This is a genomic window from Bacillus sp. 5B6, assembly GCF_000259405.1.
In the GTDB taxonomy this organism is placed as follows: domain Bacteria; phylum Bacillota; class Bacilli; order Bacillales; family Bacillaceae; genus Bacillus; species Bacillus velezensis.
Genome location: NZ_AJST01000001.1, coordinates 1,884,693 through 1,905,830 on the forward strand (window position 1 = coordinate 1,884,693; position 21,138 = coordinate 1,905,830).

The 21,138-nt window shown below is 45.9% G+C and carries 26 protein-coding genes; 8 read left to right on the top strand and 18 right to left on the bottom strand.

Annotated features, from left to right (window positions below):
- The first annotated feature begins 99 nt into the window (after positions 1 to 99).
- Positions 100 to 708, top strand: coding sequence for a nitroreductase family protein (locus MY7_RS08640; protein WP_003153727.1), 609 nt, complete (start codon positions 100 to 102; stop codon positions 706 to 708).
- A 43-nt stretch (positions 709 to 751) separates the two neighbouring features.
- On the opposite strand, the gene MY7_RS08645 is transcribed toward MY7_RS08640, so the two are convergent.
- Positions 752 to 1,354 carry an alpha/beta hydrolase gene (locus MY7_RS08645; protein WP_007611997.1) on the bottom strand — a complete coding sequence of 201 codons (603 nt, stop codon included), beginning with the start codon at positions 1,352 to 1,354 and terminating at the stop codon, positions 752 to 754.
- Between the two features lie 2 nt (positions 1,355 to 1,356).
- Positions 1,357 to 2,280, bottom strand: a complete 924-nt coding sequence (locus tag MY7_RS08650) for a ring-cleaving dioxygenase (RefSeq protein WP_007611998.1) — start codon at positions 2,278 to 2,280, stop codon at positions 1,357 to 1,359.
- 185 nt (positions 2,281 to 2,465) lie between these two features.
- Here MY7_RS08650 and MY7_RS08655 point away from each other — a divergent pair, with 185 nt between their 5' ends.
- A complete protein-coding gene (locus MY7_RS08655) occupies positions 2,466 to 2,666 on the top strand; it encodes a DUF3311 domain-containing protein (RefSeq protein WP_007612000.1) in 201 nt (66 codons plus the stop codon).
- On the top strand, positions 2,666 to 4,156 hold the full coding sequence (locus MY7_RS08660; protein WP_007612001.1) for a sodium:solute symporter family protein: 1,491 nt from the start codon (positions 2,666 to 2,668) through the stop codon (positions 4,154 to 4,156). The genes MY7_RS08655 and MY7_RS08660 overlap by 1 nt, the downstream gene beginning before the upstream one ends.
- A gap of 43 nt (positions 4,157 to 4,199) precedes the next feature.
- On the opposite strand, the gene MY7_RS08665 is transcribed toward MY7_RS08660, so the two are convergent.
- Positions 4,200 to 5,669 (bottom strand): glycoside hydrolase family 30 protein, encoded by a 1,470-nt coding sequence (locus MY7_RS08665; protein ID WP_007612002.1) that lies wholly within the window; start codon positions 5,667 to 5,669, stop codon positions 4,200 to 4,202.
- A 147-nt stretch (positions 5,670 to 5,816) separates the two neighbouring features.
- Positions 5,817 to 7,259, bottom strand: a complete 1,443-nt coding sequence (gene bglA, locus MY7_RS08670; RefSeq protein WP_007612005.1) for a 6-phospho-beta-glucosidase BglA — start codon at positions 7,257 to 7,259, stop codon at positions 5,817 to 5,819.
- 249 nt (positions 7,260 to 7,508) lie between these two features.
- On the opposite strand from bglA, the gene MY7_RS08675 reads away from it, so the two are divergent.
- Complete coding sequence (locus tag MY7_RS08675) at positions 7,509 to 8,234, top strand: GntR family transcriptional regulator (RefSeq protein ID WP_029326149.1); 726 nt, start codon at positions 7,509 to 7,511, stop codon at positions 8,232 to 8,234.
- A gap of 60 nt (positions 8,235 to 8,294) precedes the next feature.
- On the opposite strand, the gene ctpA is transcribed toward MY7_RS08675, so the two are convergent.
- Complete coding sequence (gene ctpA / locus MY7_RS08680) at positions 8,295 to 9,698, bottom strand: carboxy-terminal processing protease CtpA (protein ID WP_007612009.1); 1,404 nt, start codon at positions 9,696 to 9,698, stop codon at positions 8,295 to 8,297.
- 146 nt (positions 9,699 to 9,844) lie between these two features.
- On the opposite strand from ctpA, the gene MY7_RS08685 reads away from it, so the two are divergent.
- Both MY7_RS08685 and MY7_RS08690 read left to right on the top strand, forming a co-directional pair.
- Positions 9,845 to 10,546 (top strand): class I SAM-dependent methyltransferase, encoded by a 702-nt coding sequence (locus MY7_RS08685; RefSeq protein WP_007612010.1) that lies wholly within the window; start codon positions 9,845 to 9,847, stop codon positions 10,544 to 10,546.
- A gap of 92 nt (positions 10,547 to 10,638) precedes the next feature.
- On the top strand, positions 10,639 to 10,890 hold the full coding sequence (locus tag MY7_RS08690; protein WP_007612011.1) for a hypothetical protein: 252 nt from the start codon (positions 10,639 to 10,641) through the stop codon (positions 10,888 to 10,890).
- Between the two features lie 43 nt (positions 10,891 to 10,933).
- Here MY7_RS08690 and MY7_RS08695 read toward each other — a convergent pair whose 3' ends face one another.
- Both MY7_RS08695 and deoD read right to left on the bottom strand, forming a co-directional pair.
- Positions 10,934 to 11,752: a M15 family metallopeptidase gene (locus MY7_RS08695; RefSeq protein ID WP_007407945.1), complete on the bottom strand. Its 819-nt coding sequence runs from the start codon at positions 11,750 to 11,752 to the stop codon at positions 10,934 to 10,936.
- Positions 11,753 to 11,835: 83 nt separating this feature from the next.
- A complete protein-coding gene (deoD, locus tag MY7_RS08700) occupies positions 11,836 to 12,534 on the bottom strand; it encodes a purine-nucleoside phosphorylase (RefSeq protein WP_003153702.1) in 699 nt (232 codons plus the stop codon).
- Between the two features lie 136 nt (positions 12,535 to 12,670).
- Between deoD and MY7_RS19555 the strand changes: the two genes are divergently transcribed.
- Positions 12,671 to 12,796 carry a hypothetical protein gene (locus MY7_RS19555; protein WP_003153701.1) on the top strand — a complete coding sequence of 42 codons (126 nt, stop codon included), beginning with the start codon at positions 12,671 to 12,673 and terminating at the stop codon, positions 12,794 to 12,796.
- A gap of 54 nt (positions 12,797 to 12,850) precedes the next feature.
- Here the strand turns inward: MY7_RS19555 and MY7_RS08705 are convergent, their stop codons facing one another.
- The 3 genes from MY7_RS08705 to MY7_RS19165 form a co-directional block, all read right to left on the bottom strand.
- A complete protein-coding gene (locus tag MY7_RS08705) occupies positions 12,851 to 13,171 on the bottom strand; it encodes a YodL domain-containing protein (protein WP_003153700.1) in 321 nt (106 codons plus the stop codon).
- A gap of 59 nt (positions 13,172 to 13,230) precedes the next feature.
- The gene (locus tag MY7_RS08710) at positions 13,231 to 13,842 is read right to left on the bottom strand and encodes a phosphatase PAP2 family protein (protein WP_029326148.1); all 612 of its coding nucleotides are present in this window, start codon (positions 13,840 to 13,842) and stop codon (positions 13,231 to 13,233) included.
- 73 nt (positions 13,843 to 13,915) lie between these two features.
- Positions 13,916 to 14,089 carry a YozD family protein gene (locus MY7_RS19165; RefSeq protein WP_003153696.1) on the bottom strand — a complete coding sequence of 58 codons (174 nt, stop codon included), beginning with the start codon at positions 14,087 to 14,089 and terminating at the stop codon, positions 13,916 to 13,918.
- 117 nt (positions 14,090 to 14,206) lie between these two features.
- On the opposite strand from MY7_RS19165, the gene MY7_RS19755 reads away from it, so the two are divergent.
- Positions 14,207 to 14,350, top strand: coding sequence for a hypothetical protein (locus MY7_RS19755; protein ID WP_012117771.1), 144 nt, complete (start codon positions 14,207 to 14,209; stop codon positions 14,348 to 14,350).
- Here MY7_RS19755 and MY7_RS08720 read toward each other — a convergent pair.
- From MY7_RS08720 to MY7_RS08760, 8 genes are all read right to left on the bottom strand, one after another.
- On the bottom strand, positions 14,347 to 15,027 hold the full coding sequence (locus MY7_RS08720) for a hypothetical protein (RefSeq protein WP_003153690.1): 681 nt from the start codon (positions 15,025 to 15,027) through the stop codon (positions 14,347 to 14,349). The genes MY7_RS19755 and MY7_RS08720 overlap by 4 nt on opposite strands.
- 636 nt (positions 15,028 to 15,663) lie before the next feature.
- Positions 15,664 to 15,888, bottom strand: coding sequence for a YozE family protein (locus MY7_RS08730; protein ID WP_007407941.1), 225 nt, complete (start codon positions 15,886 to 15,888; stop codon positions 15,664 to 15,666).
- Between the two features lie 74 nt (positions 15,889 to 15,962).
- Positions 15,963 to 16,241: a YokU family protein gene (locus MY7_RS08735; RefSeq protein ID WP_029326147.1), complete on the bottom strand. Its 279-nt coding sequence runs from the start codon at positions 16,239 to 16,241 to the stop codon at positions 15,963 to 15,965.
- Positions 16,238 to 17,659, bottom strand: a complete 1,422-nt coding sequence (gene ablA / locus MY7_RS08740; protein ID WP_007612018.1) for a lysine 2,3-aminomutase — start codon at positions 17,657 to 17,659, stop codon at positions 16,238 to 16,240. Before ablA ends, MY7_RS08735 begins: the two co-directional genes overlap by 4 nt.
- Positions 17,656 to 18,528: a putative beta-lysine N-acetyltransferase gene (gene ablB, locus MY7_RS08745; protein WP_032864648.1), complete on the bottom strand. Its 873-nt coding sequence runs from the start codon at positions 18,526 to 18,528 to the stop codon at positions 17,656 to 17,658. Before ablB ends, ablA begins: the two co-directional genes overlap by 4 nt.
- Positions 18,491 to 19,798 carry a peptidase gene (locus MY7_RS08750; RefSeq protein WP_139325681.1) on the bottom strand — a complete coding sequence of 436 codons (1,308 nt, stop codon included), beginning with the start codon at positions 19,796 to 19,798 and terminating at the stop codon, positions 18,491 to 18,493. Before MY7_RS08750 ends, ablB begins: the two co-directional genes overlap by 38 nt.
- Positions 19,764 to 20,459, bottom strand: coding sequence for a 3-oxoacid CoA-transferase subunit B (locus tag MY7_RS08755; protein WP_007612023.1), 696 nt, complete (start codon positions 20,457 to 20,459; stop codon positions 19,764 to 19,766). The genes MY7_RS08750 and MY7_RS08755 overlap by 35 nt, the downstream gene beginning before the upstream one ends.
- Entirely contained in the window at positions 20,444 to 21,133 is a 690-nt protein-coding gene (locus tag MY7_RS08760; RefSeq protein ID WP_003153673.1) for a CoA transferase subunit A, read from the bottom strand. Before MY7_RS08760 ends, MY7_RS08755 begins: the two co-directional genes overlap by 16 nt.
- Positions 21,134 to 21,138: the final 5 nt, after the last annotated feature.

Consider the following 21,138-nt stretch of genomic DNA (forward strand, 5'->3'; position numbering starts at 1 on the left):
AAGTTTTTTGTGATCCATTAAAATTAGTTTCCAAGTTACATTTAGTAAGCTTCTAACTTTTCTATTATGATAACACGTTTATCCGAAGGAGGAAACATGATGACATCCGTATTAGACGTTTTAAAAGAACGCGCATCTGTTAAAGAATACGATAAAGACGCGGTCATTACAAAAGAGGAGTTAACAGAACTCCTTGAAATCACAACGCAAGCGCCTTCCGCCTGGAACCTTCAGCATTGGCATTTTCAAGTCTTTCACAGTGATGAAGCAAAAGCTGCCCTGCTTCCGGTTGCTTTTAATCAAAAACAGATTATTGATTCATCAGCAGTTATTGCCGTATTAGGCGACTTAAAAGCAAATGAAAATGGTGAAGACGTTTATGCTGAACTGGCTGAGCAAGGCAATATCACAGAAGAGATTAAACAAACGCTTTTAGGCCAGATTAACGGTGCATACCAAAATGATCAGTTTGCCCGTGATTCAGCATTTTTAAACGCTTCTTTAGCAGCGATGCAGCTGATGCTTGCCGCTAAAGCAAAAGGCTACGACACTTGCGCGATCGGCGGATTCAATAAAGAGCAATTCGTTAAGGAATTCGACGTGAGCGAGCGTTTCGTGCCCGTCATGCTGATTTCAATCGGTAAAGCCGTTAAGCCGGCGCATAAAAGCAACCGGCTGCCTGTATCTAAAGTGTCAACTTGGCTGTAAGATGAAAGAAACCCTTAGTCCGCTTAAGCAGACTAAGGGTTTTTTATAGGAATCGCTCACTGTACCAGGTTCGTGCCTGCTCTGCTTCCTGCTGTGTGAGCTGATGACCGCCCTCCTGCCACTCAAGAGCAACGGATGCATGAGCATCTGTCAGATACTGATAAAGCTCCTCCGATTCTTCTTTTGTACATAGGGGATCGCGTTTTCCCGCACCGATAAACACAGGCAGCCCTTTCATATCAGGCAGCTTCACTCCGCGTATCGGCACCATCGGATGATGCAGAACCGCTCCTTTCAGTACATCTTTATAATGAAACAAAAGACTTGCTGCAATATTGGCGCCGTTTGAATAGCCGGCAGCAATCACGTTTTCTCTGCTGAATCCGTACATTTGCGCCGCTTCCTCAATAAAATTCTTTAATTCTTCCGTCCGTTCAATTAAATCTTTCTCGTCAAATACGCCTTCTTTCAGCCGCTTAAAAAAACGGGGCATGCCGTTTTCCGACACTGATCCTCTGACCCCGAGCAGACTTGCGTTCGGATCGATAAAACGTCCGAGTGACAGAAGATCATGTTCATTTCCTCCCGTTCCGTGCAAAAGCAGCAGAACATTTTCTGACGTTCCCTGTTCAAACACATGTTTCATCATCATTCTCCTTTCTCCATTTTGGGCAGAACAGCTGTAATCTGGCTGCGATGCTCTTCCAGCCATTCCGGAAGCTTCAGCTCTGTTCCGAGATTTTCAAAGGATTCATCCGTCATAAAGCCCGGTTCATCGGTTGCCATTTCAAATAAAATGCCGCCGCTTTCCCTGAAATAAATTGATGTGAAGTAAGACCTGTCAAGAATGTCAGATGAAGCAAGATGAGAATCAGCAAGAATATCCTTCCACTCCGCCTGCTCTTTTTCACTAGTGCGGAAAGCGACATGATGAACTGTCCCGTAACCGCCGATACCTGTTTCTTTCGGCGCAAGGTCAACATCTATAATATGTCCGATCCGCGCCTCCGATTGCAGCCTGACAATCTGATGTTCTTCTCCTGTCTTTGAATAACCGAAGCGTTCTATGAGAAATTGAATGGTTGCTTCAGGACGGTACGAGTACAGAAGAACACCTCTCATGCCTGTGATCGCTTCTTTTTCAGTAATATCCGCAGGAGTCCATTCACTCTGTCCGCTTCTTTCATCTTCCATTATGGCAAGCGGCAGGTCTTCTGTATCATTAAAGAGAAGCACTTGTTCAGACAGCATGATCTGTTTTTTTACAGACAAGCCGTTTTCTTCAAGCCGACGCTTCCAAAACGCGAGTGCTCCTTTCGGCACGGAGAAATAAATTCTTCCGGCCTGCCCTTTTCCCACGGTTCCCGGGCGGCTTCCCTGAAAAGGGAAAAATGTAATAATCGTGCCCGGCTCTCCGTTTTGGTTGCCGAAATAAAAGTGATAAGTGGCCGGGTCGTCAAAATTAACGGTTTTTTTAACGAGCCGCAAACCCAGCACTTCAGTATAAAACCGAAGATTTTCAGCAGGATCTTTTGCAAATGCGGTAACATGGTGCAATCCTTGTGTATCCAACGTATTCACTCCTAAATATCTTGATTTCGAGATATTAACTATTCTAATTTAATATGAATGAAGATGCAACTAAAGTGTTTCAGTTAAAAAAGTAATAGAATTCTTTTTTTTCTGAAAAATATCTTGTGATCTTATCTGACACCTGCTATGATAAGGAGCATTATCAAGTTTCAGGAGGAAAGTAAATGGTCAGAAAAGCACTAATTTTCGTTCTCATCTTAATCCCTTTCAGCCAGCTGGCCCTGCTGTCAGCCGCTAATCGGGTTCATCCGATCATTATCGGGCTGCCTTTTTTTCATTTCTGGCTGCTTTTATGGATCGCAGTCACTCCATTATGTTCGTTTCTTATTTATAGGCTGCAGAAGAAACAAGGAGGACTGGACTGATGCCCGCAAATATAACAGCATTGATCATTACAGCCATCATCGTTTTAACCGTTGTCTGCATCGGCTTTATAGCCGGGAGAGACAAATCATCTCGCACTTCTGTTGAGGAATGGTCTGTCGGCGGCAGACGGTTCGGGGGGCTCCTCGTCTGGTTTTTAGTCGGCGCGGATCTTTATACGGCTTATACGTTTTTAGGCTTAACAAGCACAGCCTACACAGGGGGAAGCGTTGCTTTTTTTGCAATCCCGTATTCTGTTTTGGCGTATTTTATCGCTTATTTCTTTCTGCCGAAGCTGTGGAAAGTGGCAAAAATACACAAATTAACGACGCTTGCCGATTATGCCCGTGAGCGTTTTGACAGTAAACTTTTGGCCAGTCTTGTCGCCATTGTCGGCGTTCTTATGCTTATTCCTTATATTTGTCTCCAGCTGAGCGGAATTCAAGATACGCTTCAGGTGGCCGGAACGGGTGTCATTAATGTCAATATGGTCGTCATCATCTCTTTTATTCTTGTAGCGCTGTATACTTTTTTCAGCGGAATAAAAGGGCCGACCTTTACTGCGATTATTAAAGACATTCTGGTGTGGGTGATTATGCTTTTTATGGTCGTCTCACTCCCGCTGATCCATTTTCACGGCTGGACGCCGATGATTCACACTCTGGCTGAAAAGGCGCCGCAAATGCTGACGATCCCGGATTCGGGGCCGAAAGGAATTCCTTGGTTTATCACAGCTTCCATCGTATCTGCGCTGGCGCTCTTTATGTGGGCGCATGCGGCAACCGGCGTATTTACGGCAAAAAGCGCAGATGCCGTCCGCAAAAACAGCATGTTTCTGCCGCTTTATAATATTGTTTTGATTCTTGTTATTTTTCTCGGCTTTATCGCGTTTCTTGTCCTGCCGGAAGATACCAATCCGCGGCTCGCTTTATTGAAGCTGATTCAAACGTCTTACGGCGGAGTCGCGCAGGGCTTTGCTTACTCCACGATTGCCCTTGCGTCATTGATTCCCTGCTCTATCATGGCCATCGGAGCATCAAACTTATTTGCCAATAACTTATATCGGGATTTGATTCACCCGAATGTGTCACCAAGCAAGCTGACGATGATCACCCGTTCAATGGTATTTGTCGTCATCGGGCTCGCACTTTTATTCGGCATGCTGTTCCCGACTGCGCTCGTTACCCTTCAGCTTCTCGGTGTTTCCGGCATGGTTCAGATCTTTCCGGCTATCGCCGTCAGTCTGTTTTGGAAGAATCAAACGAAAGAAGCAACAATTATCGGTCTTCTCGTCGGTCTTATCGTGACATTCACGGTAAATATCACCCAATCCGCCCACGGTATATATGAAGGCTTTTGGGGTTTGACCGCTAACATGGCAGCCGTTATTATCCTTAACCCGTTTTTTGTAAAAAAAGCGGCTTCAAACGCCGTCAAAGACGGTTTATTCAATAAAGCGCCTTCTGATCAACTGAACCAAAAAGGCGCTTAACAGAAAGAAGCCGGCACGTAAATGTGCCGGTTTTTTACCTTTTTCACTTCCATTTGTAGGTAGCCACAGTTTTAGCCGGAATGACAGCTTCAAACTGCCGATTTTCTGAAACGACATGGAATTTTTGATCGGCGGATGTCTGGTTGATTACGACTGTCACAATGGATTGATCAGGATTAAGGAACGATACATTCGAGACTGTGTTTTTGGAGCCGTAATTACTTTCTATCCGCTTTGCTCCCCGGTCGATAAATTTTGAAAAGTTGCCTGTCATATGAAAGATCGGGATATTCCAATAGCGGTCAGGGTTTTTGGCATCCTGAATAAACAGCGTCGGGTCTGGGGTGCCTATCCAATGATGCGTCTTGATTTGACTGTCGAGCATCGTCACCCACGCATTGTAGCTCGACGCGCCGTTGCGGAAATACTGCGCGATCCGGTCCGCCCCTGCCGTCCCCCAGACAGACCGCTCCGTTAAGTGAATAGATTGATCAGGATATCTCTTTCCGATTTCCGACATGACGGAAAGGTCACCGTCATAATCGTGAAAAGCGATGCCGTCTGCCGCCCGGTTTCCTTTTTTATCATCTAAAATCGGCGGAATATAGTTCCACGCCCCGCTCGCATTGTGATCATAAATCCAAATTTTCGTGTCAATTACGTGTTTTTTCATTTCTTTTTTTAAGGCCAGTGCCAGTTTACGCTGCTGAGACGGCGGCATATACATGCTCGGATAGTCGATTTCCAGCAAAGGTTCATTTTGAAGGGTCATGGCATAAATCGGAATTCCTTGCTTTTCGTACGCCTCAATAAATTTGCGGAAGTAAACGGCCAGTGCGCCGATATATTTATCTTTCAGCTTTCCCCGCTTGAGGTTTTCATTCGTTTTCATCCAAGCCGGCGGGCTCCACGGCGAGGCAATGATTTTAAGTTCCGGATTTATCGCCAGCGCTTCCTTGATGGTTGCTGTAATGTGTAAATCAATATCCTTTTGGATCGAGAAATGACGGAGCTTAGGATCTGTTTGGCCTTCAGGCATATCATCATACGTATAAAATTCCTGTGCCGTAAAATCAGATGTCCCGATCGTTATGCGCATAACGTCCATTCCGATACCATCTTTGGGATCAACCAGTTTTTTCAGCACTTCCTTTCTTTTTGCGGGTGTCATTTTTGATAAATTATGGATTGTGGATTCTTCCAGGGACGATCCTACACCTAACACACTTTGATAGCGGCGCGACGGATCAATATACACAGCGGCGGAGTCAGAAGCCTTCTTTTTTGTCAATGTAAGCGGTGTTTGTTCGTCTAAGGCGTATTTCACTTCCAGCGGCCCGTCATACCACGTACGGGAAGCCGGATCTTTTTCAGAACTGAACCATACCCTTACTTTGTTTTTGTCTGAAGCCTTCCGATCAGCCGCATACACTTCGGTTTCCATGCTGCTTGATATGAAAAAGAAAAACATAAGAAAAACCAGCGTCATGTGCAGACCTTTTTTAAAAAACATGAACCACCATCCCTTTCCTTATTTTTATAAGCGATTCTAAATGAAAAGCCGGACAGTCACCTCCTTCCCGCTTAAATGAATGCGCTTTCAAAATTACTGATAAAAAGCCGGCTTCACACAACGGTGAAGCCTTCCCTTTTTACACCTTTAGGATACATATGAACCGTTTGTTTCAATCACTTTTTTATACCATTCAAATGAGTCTTTCTTAAGCCGCCTCATTGAACCGTTGCCTTCATTATCCCGATCAACATAAATCATGCCATAGCGTTTTTTCATTTCTCCGGTTGTAAATGACACGATATCAATAATTCCCCATGGTGTATAGCCCATTACATCTACACCATCATATGTGATTGCTTTTTTCAAAGCTTTTATATGTGACGATAAATATTCAATTCTTGAAGTGTCATGAATTGTATCGTCCTCTTCTAATGTGTCGATGGCGCCGAATCCGTTTTCCACGATAAATAATGGAATCTGGTAGCGGTCGTATAAGCGGTTTAATGTGTACCGTAAACCGGTCGGGTCAATCGCCCAGCCCCAATCACTCGCTGTAATATAAGGATTGTCCACGCCGTTTGGCAATCCTCCGTTCACGACATCCCCGGTATTATCGTTTGATACATCACTTTTTACGGTTGTAGACATGTAATAGCTGAATCCGAGGTAGTCCACTCGGCCGTTTTTCAAAATCTCTTCATCACCGTCTTCAAAGTGTATCTGATAGCCCTCTCTTTCAAATTCTTTTAACGCATAGCTTGGATAATATCCGCGAACCTGCACGTCCGGGAAGAAAAAACGCTGTCTCATCGTTTCTTCAGCCAGCATCACATCATCGGGATGAGATGAGTACGGGTAAATCGGAACATGTGATACCATGGCGCCGATCCTGAACTCGGGATTGATTTTCCTTCCCTTCGAAACAGCCAATGCGCTTGCCAGCAGTTCGTGATGGCCGGCCTGATACATGACTTCTTTTGCGTTTTCGTTTTCTTTGACGGCGACGCCTGAGTTCGTCCATAAAAAGATCGGATTATTCACATCCATCTTATTATTGATTTCGTTAAACGTCATCCAATACTTCACCTTATGTTTATAGCGTTCAAAACACACTTCAGCGAATTTTACAAAAAATCCGACTGTTTTTCTGTTTCTGAAACCGCCGTATTCCCTCGCCAAATGCAGCGGCATCTCAAAATGTGACAGCGTGATTACCGGTTCAATCCCATGTTTCAGCAATTCATCAAACACCCGGTCGTAAAAAGCCAATCCTTCCTCATTAGGCTCGGCTTCATCACCTTTAGGAAAAATTCTGCTCCAGCCGATGGACGTTCTTAAACATTTCAGACCCAGCTCGCTGAATAATGCGATGTCCTCTTTATAACGATGATAAAAATCGATCGCTTCATGATTCGGATAAAATTCCCGCTCTTCAATTGTATCTGTTATTTTCCGAGGCACACCATGCGCGCCTGCCGTCATGACGTCCACTACACTCGGCCCCTTTCCGCCTTTATTCCATCCCCCTTCAAATTGGTGGGCGGCGAGAGCGCCTCCCCATAAAAAATCTTTTGGCAATGTCCCCATCGTTTATATCCTCCTTTATTTGACTGCCGCTTGCATGCCGAATAAATGCACTGCAGCAGCTTCAAGCATCCGCTTCGCAAGTGTAGAAGAAATCCTGCCTTTATTTTCATATTATACGTTTATATTATAATTGTACCGGTATAATTTATCAATACATAAACAATTATAGTTAATTTACGAAATGGCTTTTAAAAACGATTATGCTATAATTCTGAAAGAAGCGGAACAATAAATGAATGAGGAATGTATATGTTAAAATACCAGCAAATCGCGATAGATATTGAAAAATACATAGAAGAACATCAGCTGCAGCAGGGGGATAAACTGCCTGTGCTGCAAACCTTAATGACCCGGTTTAACGTGAGCAAAAGCACGATCACCAAGTCCTTAGATTTATTAGAAAAAAAGGGAATTGTGTTTCAAGTCAGAGGAAGCGGCATTTTTGTCAGACGGAATAAAAGAAAAGGGTATATCAGTCTGCTTTCTAATCAGGGATTTAAAGAATCACTTGAAGATTTTAATGTCACTTCCAAATTATTAGCGCTGGAAGTGAGAAAACCCACGCCTGAGGCTGCCCAAAATCTGAATATGCCGCCTGACGGCGACGTGTATTATGTCAAGCGAATCCGATATATTGACGGGCTGACATTGTGTATCGAAGAGTCATTTTACAACAAATCGATTATTACGTATTTGAATAAAGAGATCGTGGCAGAATCAATATTTGATTATATTCGAGAAGGTCTCAGGTTAAAGCGCGGTTTTTCAGATTTATATCTGTACGCGGGGATGTTAAATGAGGAAGAAGCGGAGTACTTAGGGCTGTTTACAGGAGCGCCTAAGCTTTGCGTTGAAACGATTTTTCATTTAACCAACGGCCAGCCGTTTGACTACTCAAAAGTCACCTATCACTATGAGCAATCACAGTTTTTCATTCAGGCGAACAGCCACCTTTTTGAACAGGAAACGACATAAGACGGGCTTTTCGCAAACAGAAAACACCCAATGCGTGAGCGACGCATCGGGTGTTTTTTACTATTTCATATTCTTATTTAATGTTTCAACGGCTTTTTTCATTTGTGTATCGTTGTCCGCAAGCTGTTTTTGCAGATCCGTCATCAATTTTGCCGTTGTGTCTCCCGTTACAATGCCTGTTTGTTTCAGTTTCTCTTTTGCTTGGAATTGTTTAACGGCTTGTTCAAATGCTTTATCATACGTGCCGTTTACTTTCACGCTGTACCCCAGCGCTTTCAGCATTTTTTGCGCATTTGTGACGGTCGTTCCGGAATCCCCGTATTTGTATGTTTTTTTCGCATCTAAATACGGCAGGTTCGCATATTCAGGAAGCTTAACCTGATATTGCGGTTTGATTCCTTTTTTATGAATCCACTCTCCGTCCGCTGTCAGCCATTTTGCGATTGTCAGTTTAACGGTAGAACCGTCGCTGTAATCTTTTGCCGTCTGCACGGTTCCTTTTCCGAACGTTTTCTCGCCGATCAGCGGAATGCCCGATGATTCATGCAGCGCAGCCGACATGATTTCCGCGGCGCTCGCGGTGCCGTCATTGACGAGGACGACTGTCGGTTTTGTCACTTTGCGCTCTTTCGTCGCTTTCATGACCTCTTTCGTGCCGTCTTTGTATTCGACCTGCATGATATTTTTCCCTTTATCGATAAACATGTTGCTCATTTTGATGGCTTCATCCATCAGTCCGCCCGGGTTGCCCCTTAAATCGAGAATGTATCCTTTCGCTCCTTGTTTTTCGAGGCTGTCAATGGCTGAATTCAGCTCTTTTGCCGTCGATTCGGAGAAGGATGTGATTTGGATTTCGCCGATGTCTCCTTTTTTCATTTCAGAGTACACCGTTTCAACCGGGATTGTGTCACGTTTGATCGACAGGTTCAGATCGCCGACACCCGCTCTGTGCAGCACAAGCTTGACGTTTGTTCCCTTTTTGCCGCGGATTAATGCGACGGCTTCGTTTACATTAAGGCCTTTAACGCTTTTGCCGTTGACCTTCAAGATCTGGTCATTCGGTTTAACCCCCGCTTTTTCTGCGGGTGACCCTTTAATCGGCGATACGATCAGGATGCTTCCGTCCTTTTCTTCCACTTGTGCGCCGATGCCTTCAAACGAAGCGGAAATTGTTTCTTCAAAAGACTTTCCTTCCTGCGGGTCCATATAAGAAGAATATGGATCATCCAGGGAACTGATCATGCCTTTTATCGCTCCGTCTACTAATTTGCTGTCATCTGTTTTTTGATAGTAATCACTTTTAATCTGCTCGTAGGCTTTATTGAATTTCTCAAATTTGCTGTTCGTCAAAGCAGCCGAGCCTTGTCCGAAAATGGTCGTATTGCCCGTGATAAACAACGTAAGCGCCGAGGCTGCGACCGCAGTGATCAATATAATAAAAAACAGTTTAAATTGCCGCTTCAAGAAAACACCACCTTTTTATTCTTACATTATTATCATAGACGAACGCTCATTCGTCAACTTCAAACGTGAGGCGCCCTTCTTTCCCGTTTACCCAAACCTATGCTTTTCTCTCAACATATGCTGAGGAAAAAAGGAGGATTCGGCCTTTGAGCAAATATTTAGAAATGCTGTCCTTATTCGGAGTCGGAGGGGCTCACCCCGGCGGGCTCGCTTTTTCCAAAGCCGTTCTCACAAAAGCGGCTCCTCCTCCTGGCGAACCGATTCTTGACGCCGGCTGCGGAACGGGACAGACGGCCGCTTATCTCGGCCACCTGCTGTACCCCGTCACCTGTGTTGATAAGGATCCCCTTATGCTTGAAAAAGCAGCAAAGCGATTTGCCGCTGAAGGCTTAACCATTCCGGGCTATTTGGCGGAGCTTGAGCGGCTTCCGTTTGCTGAAAATCAATTTTCCGCCGTTCTTTCCGAATCAGTTCTCACCTTTTCAAATCTTGATTCATCGCTGTCTGAAATCCTGCGGGTCCTTAAACCCGGGGGTATGCTGATCGGCATTGAAGCTGCTTTACAAAAGCCCATGCCGGAAAACGCCATCACGCAGATAAAAGACTTCTACGGTTTTACCGTATTGCAAGATGAAATGGCATGGAAACAGAGATTGCTTCAGCAAGGCTTTCAGAAAGCGGATTTCATTCCCGCTCTCTATGAAAACAACGCGCAGGAGCCGACTACAGAAATGGATTTATCGCCCGTTATTCAGCCGGTTCACTACGATACGCTGACGGCTCATTACGAGCTTATGCAGACGTATCGTGAATATATGGGACACTGCGCTTTTGTCGCTTACAAGTAAAACGGCGATTGTCCTCCTGTTTTCGTCCAACCTTTTTACCGCACTCTATCATAAGCTGACATAGAAAGATAGGTTGGATAGGAGGAGAAAAGATGCAAAACTATTATCATCTTTGCCGGCAGCACCAGGGAAAAGTAGCAAGAATTACAGAACGAAACGGCAGAGTCCACGTCGGAAGAATCGTACGGGTGACTAACAGCAAAGTGTATATCGCCCCTGTCGGCGGCCGTCACAGAGGATACGGGTTCGGCTATTGGGGAGGCTGGGGAGGCTGGGGAGCAGCCTACGGTATCGGCCTTGGTTTGATTACCGGATTTGCGCTTGGAGGTTTACTCTTCTGGTAATAAAGAAAGCCCGCTTTCTATTGTTCAAGCGGGCTTCTTCTTATTACACTTTCTTTACTTCATTAAAATATTCTTCAAGCGTTAATTGATGGTCATGGATGGCTTTTGCCGCTTTTTTGCCTACATAGCGTAAATGCCATGGTTCATACTCATACTTTGTGACATTTTCTTTGCCTTTAGGATAGCGGATGATAAAGCCGTATTCATACGCATGGTCTTTCACCCATTTGCCGTCTGCCGTGTTTCCGAACGCTTCATTCAGCTCATATCCGTTGCTTTTGCTGGAAATGTCCATGGCCAGCCCCGTCTGGTGTTCGCTTTGCCCTGGGTATGCGACGGCTTCTTTCGCCTTTTTTTCACCTTTCAGACTGACTTCATTATCGAAAATAACTTTCTGTCTGTCATAAGAGCGGTATCCCGAAACGGCAACCAGGTCATAACCTTCTTTTTTCCCTGCGCTGAATAGTTCCGCCAAAGCATCGGCGGCAGGTTTGCGGATATATCGTTTCTCGATTTTCTCAGTAAAAGAAAATTCGACTTTCGGGATCACGAGATCATTCGGTTTATAATCTCCCGGCAGCGTGTATGTCTTATTCACGAGCGCAAGGGTATTTGTCGGGTTTTGAATGGTCTCAAGCCCGTTCACTTCTTTAATATCATTAAAATATTTGCTCTCCAATACAAAATCGCTGTTTTCTGCCTTCGTTGTTTTTTTGCTTGATGTGTCATCTGATTGTTTTGTTTCAGCTGCTGTTTTTGTGTCCTTGTGGCTGTCGCCGCCTGAAATGCTGCAGCCGGTTCCCACGATTGCGGTTACGCTGAGAGCGGCAGCGAGCGAAAACCATTTAGTGGATTTCTTCATTTTACACTTACCTTTCTTTTTTTGAATCAGGGCGATGCATAAAGAAGAGGGCTGCTTTAATCAGCATAACCCTCATCTCAAGTTTACGATACAGTATGCAGCGCCAGTTTAATCATATCATGAAAAGTCGTTTGACGCTCTTCTGCCGTTGTTTCTTCTCCCGTTAACACGTGATCGCTTACAGTCAGGATAGACAGCGCTTTTTTGCCGTATTTAGCGGCAAGCGTATATAAAGCAGTCGTTTCCATCTCTACGCCGAGAACGCCGTATCTGGCAAGCTTTTCGATTTGGGAGTCTTCATTGTAAAACTGATCGGCGGTGAATACGCTTCCGACCGCTACGGGAAGATTGTTTTTTTGCGCTTCCTGGTACGCTTTATGAAGCAGTTCGAAGTCTGCGCAAGGAGCATAATCTACACTGCCGAAGGCGACACGGTTCATCTGTGAATCCGTTGAAGACGTCATAGCCAAAATCACGTCACGCACCTTCACGTCATTACGGATGGCTCCGCATGAGCCGACTCTGATTAAGTTTTGAACATCATAGCTTTGAATCAGTTCATTCACATAAATAGAGATAGACGGAACACCCATGCCGGTGCCTTGGACTGATACTTTTTTGCCGTTATATGTACCCGTAAACCCGTACATTCCTCTGACTTCATTATAGCATTCCACATTTTCAAGATAAGTTTCCGCAATAAATTTCGCTCGGAGCGGATCTCCCGGCAAAAGCACTGTATCCGCAATTTGGCCTTTTTCTGCGTTTATATGTACACTCATTTCCTATTCCTCCTGCCTATTCAAACTCCCACCCATTGTACACTGAATAACGGTAAGAGACAATCATCAGCATGATCAGGGCGATCTTGGGCAGAATATGCGGGATGACAAGCCTAAAGAAAAAGGAGTGAACATAATGGGCAAAAAACAGCGCAACCGGGTGACCGGCCAGAAAAAGAACAATCACGTGCCCGTTTCAGACGTCATTGCAGCTGATGAAGCGCATGGAAAAGAGCATTCCGCCGCTAAACGGAAGCCTTAACACTGTCTTTCCCAGACAATACGGAAGCCGGCTGAAGATTCAGCCGGCCCCGTCTTACCTCGGCTGGACGAGCAGCCGGTTAATTTTGCTCCATCCCGCAGGGTTAAGCCTGTAATAGGTCTTTCCTTTTCTTCCTTCGTCTATGAGTATGACATCTCCGGTCGCTATGAATCTGGCTTGATAGTCGTTTGGGACCGTATCAGGCACATTAAAAACAGAAAATGCCCTTTCCAGTGCGTCTTGATGATTGTCAGCGGCCAGCTCTGTCCGATAGACGACCCTGTATCCCTTTTTCTCGCCGTAGCGGGGTGTTTGAAAAATCGTCACATCATAGGCACAAGTCTTTTTTTTAAACACGGGCAGCGATAACAGCATCAAGATCCCTCCCTCTTATTTCTTAATAGTATTAGCGTTTTTTCTCATTTCTCCTGTCTCTATTTTTGTCGAAACGGATGATACTTTTCGTCAAAGAGCGCAAAAATCGAAACGAGGCAAAGCCCGAGACTGAATCCGGCAAGGACATCCGTCGGAAAATGCGCGCCCAAATAAATTCTGCTGAGTCCGATCAGAATGACGAGAACTCCGGTAAAGACGGTGACGGTCCGCTTTCTTTTCGTAAAAAACGGAACATGCTTGATCAAAAAGTAAGCGATGACGGGATACACCACTGCCGAATTCATGGAGTGGCCGCTCGGAAAACTGTATGAGGTTTCATGCACGAGCGGTTCAAAAGCGGGTCTGGCCCTTTCAATCAATTCTTTTATTTTTATGTTTACAATCCGTTCAATGAGAAAGAGAAGCGGCAAAAAAACAACATCCGGCATTTTTTTGTACATATACAGAGCCGCGCCTGTCAAAAGAAGAAGCGGCAAAAGCACCGCGGTCGTGCCGAGCTCCGTTATCCATAACATCAATTCATTCAGCCAGGCAGCCCTGATCCTGACAGCCGCTTCTATCACACGCTCATCAAAAACCCGGACGGCTTCTATCCGGATCGCTGCTGCGAGCAGAATAAACAATGCGAAAAGACTTGCTGGCTTGTACAACGTTTTCCCCCCAAGTTTCATTCTCCCGAGCTGATTGAAAAAACCGAAGCTTTTTCACTTCGGTTCCGCAGTTTCAGTCTTCATCAAGCTCTTCGTCTATCATACATTTTTCTAATAAATAATCAAAGGTGATGTCGGCTATTTCGAAGATTTCCTCTTCACTCGGTATGTACCCGCGCATAGCAAGCTGACTGTAAAAATAATCAGCTATTTCTTCTGTGTCAATCACAAGATCTATTTCTTTCATGCAAACACCGCCTCCTTTTTTATGTTTTATGAAAAAACCGTTCAAATTATACCCGAAAGTTCTAAACGTTTTGTCCGCTCATATACTTTTAAAAAACAAGCCCCGGAGGGAGAAAAGATGATGACGAAAATGATGGCTTTATTGGACGGAGATGGATTTGATATCGTATTGGAAAAAGTGCTGAAAGGAATGTCGTTTGTAATCTTTGCCGGCTGTCTGCCCTGGTTTTTATATGTCACCGTCCGTTTTTTTGCCGGCTAGCTGAAATGCTCCCGCAGGCTTTCCAGCACAAAATTCATCATATCTTTATATTCTTCGTCACCGAACAAATGATAAAGAATCTTATAATCGTTATAAATATCAAGCAGCTCATCTACAATCGATACCGCCAGCACATGCAGGGCATCGGGATCATCAGCATCGCCTTCAAACTGAAGAAGAGCAGACGCGACGGTATCCTCGCCGATCTCATGAGATGCTTCCCCAACATAGTGGACAAACAGCAGCTGATGCACAAACTGATCCATTTCATATTTTCTCAGAACCAGCGTGAGATCCTCTTCCTCCGTTTCAAGCCACTCTCCGTCTTTCAGCCGAGTCAGCTCATAAATAATATCCTCCCAGCCATCCTCTAAATATCTCCATATTTCAGTTCTGTGACCGATGACACGGAATAATTCCTTTCCGTAGTCCTTTACATATACGACGTCGCCGATCAGAAATTCATATTCAATATCCAATTTCTCCATATCGACGATCACGCCCTCATAATCTTTATAAAGCTGGATGGACGATTCAAAATAAAGCACTTCATTATGATTGACTTCGTAAAGATAATGTTTATCAATTTGATGAACCTTCGTAATGGTGCCGACGGTTCCGTACATCACGACGACCACGATGTCTCCCACTTGAAATTTCGGTTTATCTGGCTTCATGCTGTCTCCCCCTTGCCGCGGACTATCATACGCTATCGTATGCCGGCCGCCATAATTTCGCATGGGCATGAAAACCACAGGAAATATCTATTTCTGTACCTGTTCAAAATGTCAAAAACCGCAATATGCTTGTCGTTTTTTCACTTACCGTAACAGAAGCGTCCGATGACATTCCGCTCTCGATCGACCGAGCAGTAACAATGCTGAAACAAAAAGCTTCTATTTTTTATGAGTTTTTGTTTTTTCTCTATGACGCAAAGGAAAATACCCGGCCCCAAGGCATTCGGCTTTCAATGAAGGCACAACTTCAATCCGCTTCAACCTTGTCACATAAAATCCCCTTTTCCAAACGTCATTGCCTCATCAGTCTTACCTAATGGATCATTTGATTCCCCTCACTTCATTTAAATGTTTGATTATTTCTCCGTGAAAAGAGGCTCCTTACCCGGGACCCGCCGGCAGCAGGCTGATCCGGTGAACTCTGCAGCTATACATTCTACTGCCTTATGATACGTGCCGTCAGGAAGATTTGTTTACGTGCTGATCAAAACGGACGGCGTTGCGGAATTTGCTCATATGGTACCTCATAAGCGAGTGATTTCAACAGAAAAAAACCGCACAATGTGCGGTTTTTCTTCAGGCGTGATGCACCTCGGTCTCATATTTTTCCCAAGCTTCATCAAATGTCGCCATCGTTTCTAAATAGTCGGCGCTCAGTTCTAAATAAGAACTGAGCTCGTGATAATCGCTTGACGTTTTCGGAAAGCCGTGATCTTCGTATGCCTGATTTGCAAACTGGCTGATTGCGTCCTGCGGCTTGGGATGCCTGTATTTCATCAAATAGTGATAAAAGGATTTCATGGGTTTCCCCTCCTGATGACTGTCTTTTGTTGTACTATTATACAATTCAAGTGTGAAATTACAACAAAAGAAGACTAGGAGAAGTCAAAATAATTTCGTTTCAAGATCCGTTCTGTCTCCATCAGCTCTTGATATGTGAGTGTTTCCGGTAATTTTTTTGCATCGACTAAAAAAAGCTGATTTTCGATTTCCGCTATGACCGCTTCCTCCTGATAAGTCATGCCGCAGGAGGAACAGGCGAATGCGGGTGTTTCTGTAATTTCTATGGCCCTCGTACCGTCAGGAAGCTCCCAGTACACAGCCGCCTGACTAGCTGACGCCTTCTGATTGCCGCACCACTCGCATGGCTTCACGGCGACTCACCTCCGACTTCCGATCCTGCTTTTTGCTCTTTCTTTTGCTGTGCAATAAATTTCTTTTCTTTCAATTCATCTCTCTTTTCCCTGCGGTCTTTCAGTGTTTCATGATCAGGGTTTGATGTAAACGTTTTCCTCCTGTCGATCCTCGATACATTTTCCGGTGTGAACGAAACCTCTTTGTCCGCGAAAATGGCGCTCAGTCCGACCGGCTCGTGTTTGGCCATCGTTCCCGGAAAAACAGATTCAAAATAGTCATCGGCTTGATTCGGGATATAGTTTTCCGGCTCGGGATAAGATGTAATCACCCCTTCGAAGTTTCTGATCACAACTTTCTCCGGACTTTGGGAGAGCAAGTAGTTCGGCTGCAGGGCGATTTTACCGCCTCCGCCCGGGGCGTCGACGACAAAGGTCGGCACGGCAAAGCCCGTTGTGTGGCCCCTCAGTCCTTCAATGATTTCCAATCCTTTTGACACAGGCGCTCTGAAATGGCCGATTCCCTCTGACAAATCACATTGATAAATATAATACGGACGCACGCGGATTTTCACTAAATCATGCATGAGTTTTTTCATAATCGGCACCGAATCGTTAATGCCTGCTAAAATAACGGCCTGGTTACCGACCGGAACACCTGCGTTAACGAGCTTTTCACACGCCGCAACCGATTCTTCCGTCAGTTCGATGCTCGTATTAAAATGAGTGTTCAGCCAGACCGGATGATATTTTTTCAAAATCTCACAAAGGTTATCCGTTATCCGCTGCGGAAATACGACGGGCGCTCTCGTTCCGATCCGGATAATTTCAAGGTGGGGAATGTCACGCAGGTTTTTCAAAATATATTCCAGAATCTGATCGTTGATTAAAAGCCCGTCTCCGCCGGAAATCAGGCAGTCACGGATCTCCGGCGTCTCCCGGATGTAAGCGATGGCCGCATCAAGCTGTTTTTTCGGCACCCCCATTCCGATCTGTCCGGAAAAACGCCTTCTGGTGCAATATCGGCAATACATCGAGCATTGATTTGTCACCAGAAAAAGAACGCGGTCGGGATAGCGGTGCGTAAGACCGGGAACCGGTGAATCTTCATCTTCAAACAGCGGATCTTCAAGGTCATATTTCGTTTTGTGCATTTCTTCTGACAGCGGCACGGACTGCATGCGGATCGGACATCTCGGGTTATCGGGATCCATTAAAGAAGCATAATAAGGCGTAATGTTCAGGGGAATGGTTTTTACAGACATCCTGACGCCTTCTTCTTCCTCTTCGGTCAAATGAATGACTTTTTTCAGGTCATCGACGGTTCTTACAGTATGGGTGAGCTGCCACAGCCAATCATTCCACTTGTCTTCCGGCACATCTTTCCACAATTCAATCTCCTTCCAATGACGCTTCGGCTGAAACCATTTGTTTGTCAAACGAATTCCTCCTTATGAATGGCCAAACGTAAAGTCTTACACCATATATTCATATTTTCGAGCCCTTCTGAAATGCGGCAGTTGTTCACAAGCCTGCCTCTGTAGCCGTATCCCGCATGGTACAAAACGGCATTCATCCCGTAAGACGCTGCACGGGCCAAGGAAAAAAGATGGATGATTCCCCGGCCAGCGAGTTCCTGCTCCAACGCTTTAAACAGGTTTGCCGTTACGGAGTTCCCCCTGTAATCTGACAGAACCGCACAATCGGTCATTTCAGCGTGCCCCAATACCGGATTGATATCTGCGCTTGCCGCCCCAATGAGACGATCCCGATCAAATGCGGCATAATAGATGGTGTTTTCTCTCATTGTTTTTTTAATATAAAGGGGATTAAAGACAGGAGTCGGATAGGTAAGAAAAACATGTTTATATAAGTGCGTTAAACGGTCTGCATCATCTTCGTCCGCTTTTCTGAACATCAGCGTGCTCTCTGTCTGAGTCAGTCCCCGCCGCGGTGTCTCATATAAACGGTCAACAGTCGAATCTTCTGATACATATGAATCTGACCGTCTCCGTTCCTCTGCTAAATAGCGCACCATCACAACAGCCTCATCCCCGTTGTAATACCCGTCTATGACACCCTCAACAATAAAAAGATGCTTGACAAATTCCGGCTCATCGCCGCGCTTGGCAAAGAAAATTACCTTTTGGGCTCCTTCTTGCTTTGCTTCTGCCAAAACGGCCGGAATAAGCGCCGTGATCTGTCCTTCATAACGAATGACTCTGAGCCGCTCATTGAAACGGTCTGCATCAATCTCGGCCGCTCCCTTTTCAGCCCTCAGTTCCTTTATCAGCTCCGTCACCCCCATCTGCCACCCCGCACCATTCCATGATAAAAAGAGAAATGATTTTGACGGCATCGATTAACGCCCGGATTTCAATGTATTCATTCGCCTGATGCGCCGCCTTGACTTCTCCAGGACCGAAGACGATGACCGGCGTCTGTCCCGCGTGCTGCAAAAGCCCTCCGTCCGTTCCCCACGGGGACGCTTCACGAACCGGTTTTGCCCCTTTCATTTTCTCAAAAGAAGATTCCAGAGCGGAAATCAGCGGATGCTCATCCGGGAGATCATTCGGAAGCCACTGAGCCCCAAACCATTCTATTTCCGCCGGGTGGTGTTTAAACCATTCATCCCGGTACTCCAAATCTTTCAGCCAGCTTGCGAGCTCTTCTTTTACTGCTTCGGGCGTTTCATCCGGAGCTATTCCGCACCTGCCTTCTATCACCACACGGTCAGCTACCGATGATGGCCACGTTCCCCCTTGGACGGTGCCGATATTAATGGGAACCGGAATAGGAACGTCCCGATAAAGCGGGTCTGTGATACGGGCGTTGCGGACGTGTTCAAGCTCTTTAAGGGCTGTGATGACATGCAGGCTTTTTTCAATGGCGCTCACCCCTTCATAGCGGGTGCCGCCGTGTGCGGACAATCCCCTTACCGTAATGCGGAACCACATAGACCCTTGCTGCTTAACAAACAGCTTTAAATTAGTCGGTTCGGGAATAAGCGCCCCGTCAGCCTTGTAGCCCCTCATAACAGCCGCCAGTGTTCCCGCGCCGCCGCACTCTTCATCTACGACACTTTGAAACAGAACATCTCCTTTTAACATAATCCCGCAGGCTTCAAGCGCTTCTAACGCAAACAAGAGGGCTGTATTGCCGCCTTTCATATCCGTTGACCCGCGGCCGTAAACTTTGCCGTCCTTTTCAACAGCGGTAAACGGTTCATACGTCCATGCGGCGGGATTTCCTTCCGGGACAACATCAATATGTCCGTTCAGTATCAGTGATCTTCCGCCCCCGGCCCCTTTCTTTACGGCTGTGATATTCGGGCTTTCATGGAAGGCTTCGCGTTCCGATACAAAATAAGCATGCTCTTTCAAATGTTTGACACTCGGCTCCCATACATCAATATCCATGTCAAACTGTCTCAGTTTTTCTAAAACGACTGCCTGTGCGTTAAATTCATGGCCGAACGTGCTTTTTTCCCCGATCAGCCGTTTCAGCAGGCTTACCGCTTTTGCTGTGTTTTCTTCCGCCCACTCAGTGACTTTCTTTTCTAATTGATCCATGGACAGACCCCCTTTTAAGAAAACATTCTCCCAATCTGATTTCGGCATCCGTTGTTTGAATGACATCGTCTATGGTCGTGCCATTCAGCAGTTCCTCAAGAACAAAAGCCCCATCATCTATGCTGATGACGGCTTTCTCTGTAATGATGAGATCTGCACAGCCAGCTGCTGTAAGCGGCAATGAACAGCTTTCGACCAGCTTCGGCCGGCCTTTCTGATCGGTGTGGCTCATGACGACAACCACTTTTTTCGCGCCTTGGGCAAGCTCCATCGCCCCGCCCATTCCGGGCACTTTTTTCCCCGGCACGAGCCAATTGGCGAGATCACCTGTTCTGCTGACTTGGAGCGCGCCTAAAATGGTAATATCTATCAGCCCTTTTCTGATCATGGCAAAAGACAGAGCTGAATCAAAATAGGAAGCACCCTTAACTGTACTGACAGGAAATCCGGCCGCATTGCATAAAAGCTCATCCTCCTCTCCGCGCTCCGGACTACCGCCGATCCCAAGGACGCCGTTTTCCGCCTGCAGCATTACCTCCATGCCGGCCGGCAGAAAGTTCGGCACTAAAGAAGGAATGCCGATCCCCAGGTTGACAATCATACCTGAGGTAATTTCACTGGCGGCCCGCCTCGCGATACTCTCTCTTTCCGCTATTCCCAAGCCCATCTCCACTTCACTCCTTCACTTTGCACGACACCCTCTACGAAAACGCCCGGCGTTACAATATGCTCGCTGTCAAGTTCGCCGGCAGGCACAATCTCTGCCGCCTCAGCAAATGTTCTTTCGGCCGCAGCAGCCATCAGCGGGTTCATGTTGCGCGCCGTTTTGTCAAACGTCAGATTTCCGAATTCATCAGCAATATGTGCGGACACAAAAGCGAAATCAGCAGTCAGCGCTTTTTCAACTAAATAGGACTTTCCGTCAATCGTTACGGTTTCTTTGTTTTCACAAACGGTTGCGTTATCAATGCCGATATCAGTTAAAATACCGCCTAGCCCCGCTCCGCCTGCGCGAATCCGTTCAGCAAGCGTCCCTTGCGGCGAAAATTCCACCTCAAGCGCTCCGTCAGTCATTTGTCTGCCCGCGACAGGATTGGAGCCGATATGGGAAGCGATCAGCCTTTTCACCCGCTTATGAACGATAAGCGGGCCGATGCCGATTTCCGGAAATCCGGCATCATTGCAGATGACGGTCAGCTCTTTAACGCCGCTTTCCAAAATCGCTTCGATTAATGACGGAGGTGAACCCACTCCCCCAAAACCGCCGAACATAATGACAGATTCGTCCTTGACATCGGCAATTGCTTCATGAATATCGATTTTTTTATGAAAAATAGACATATCAG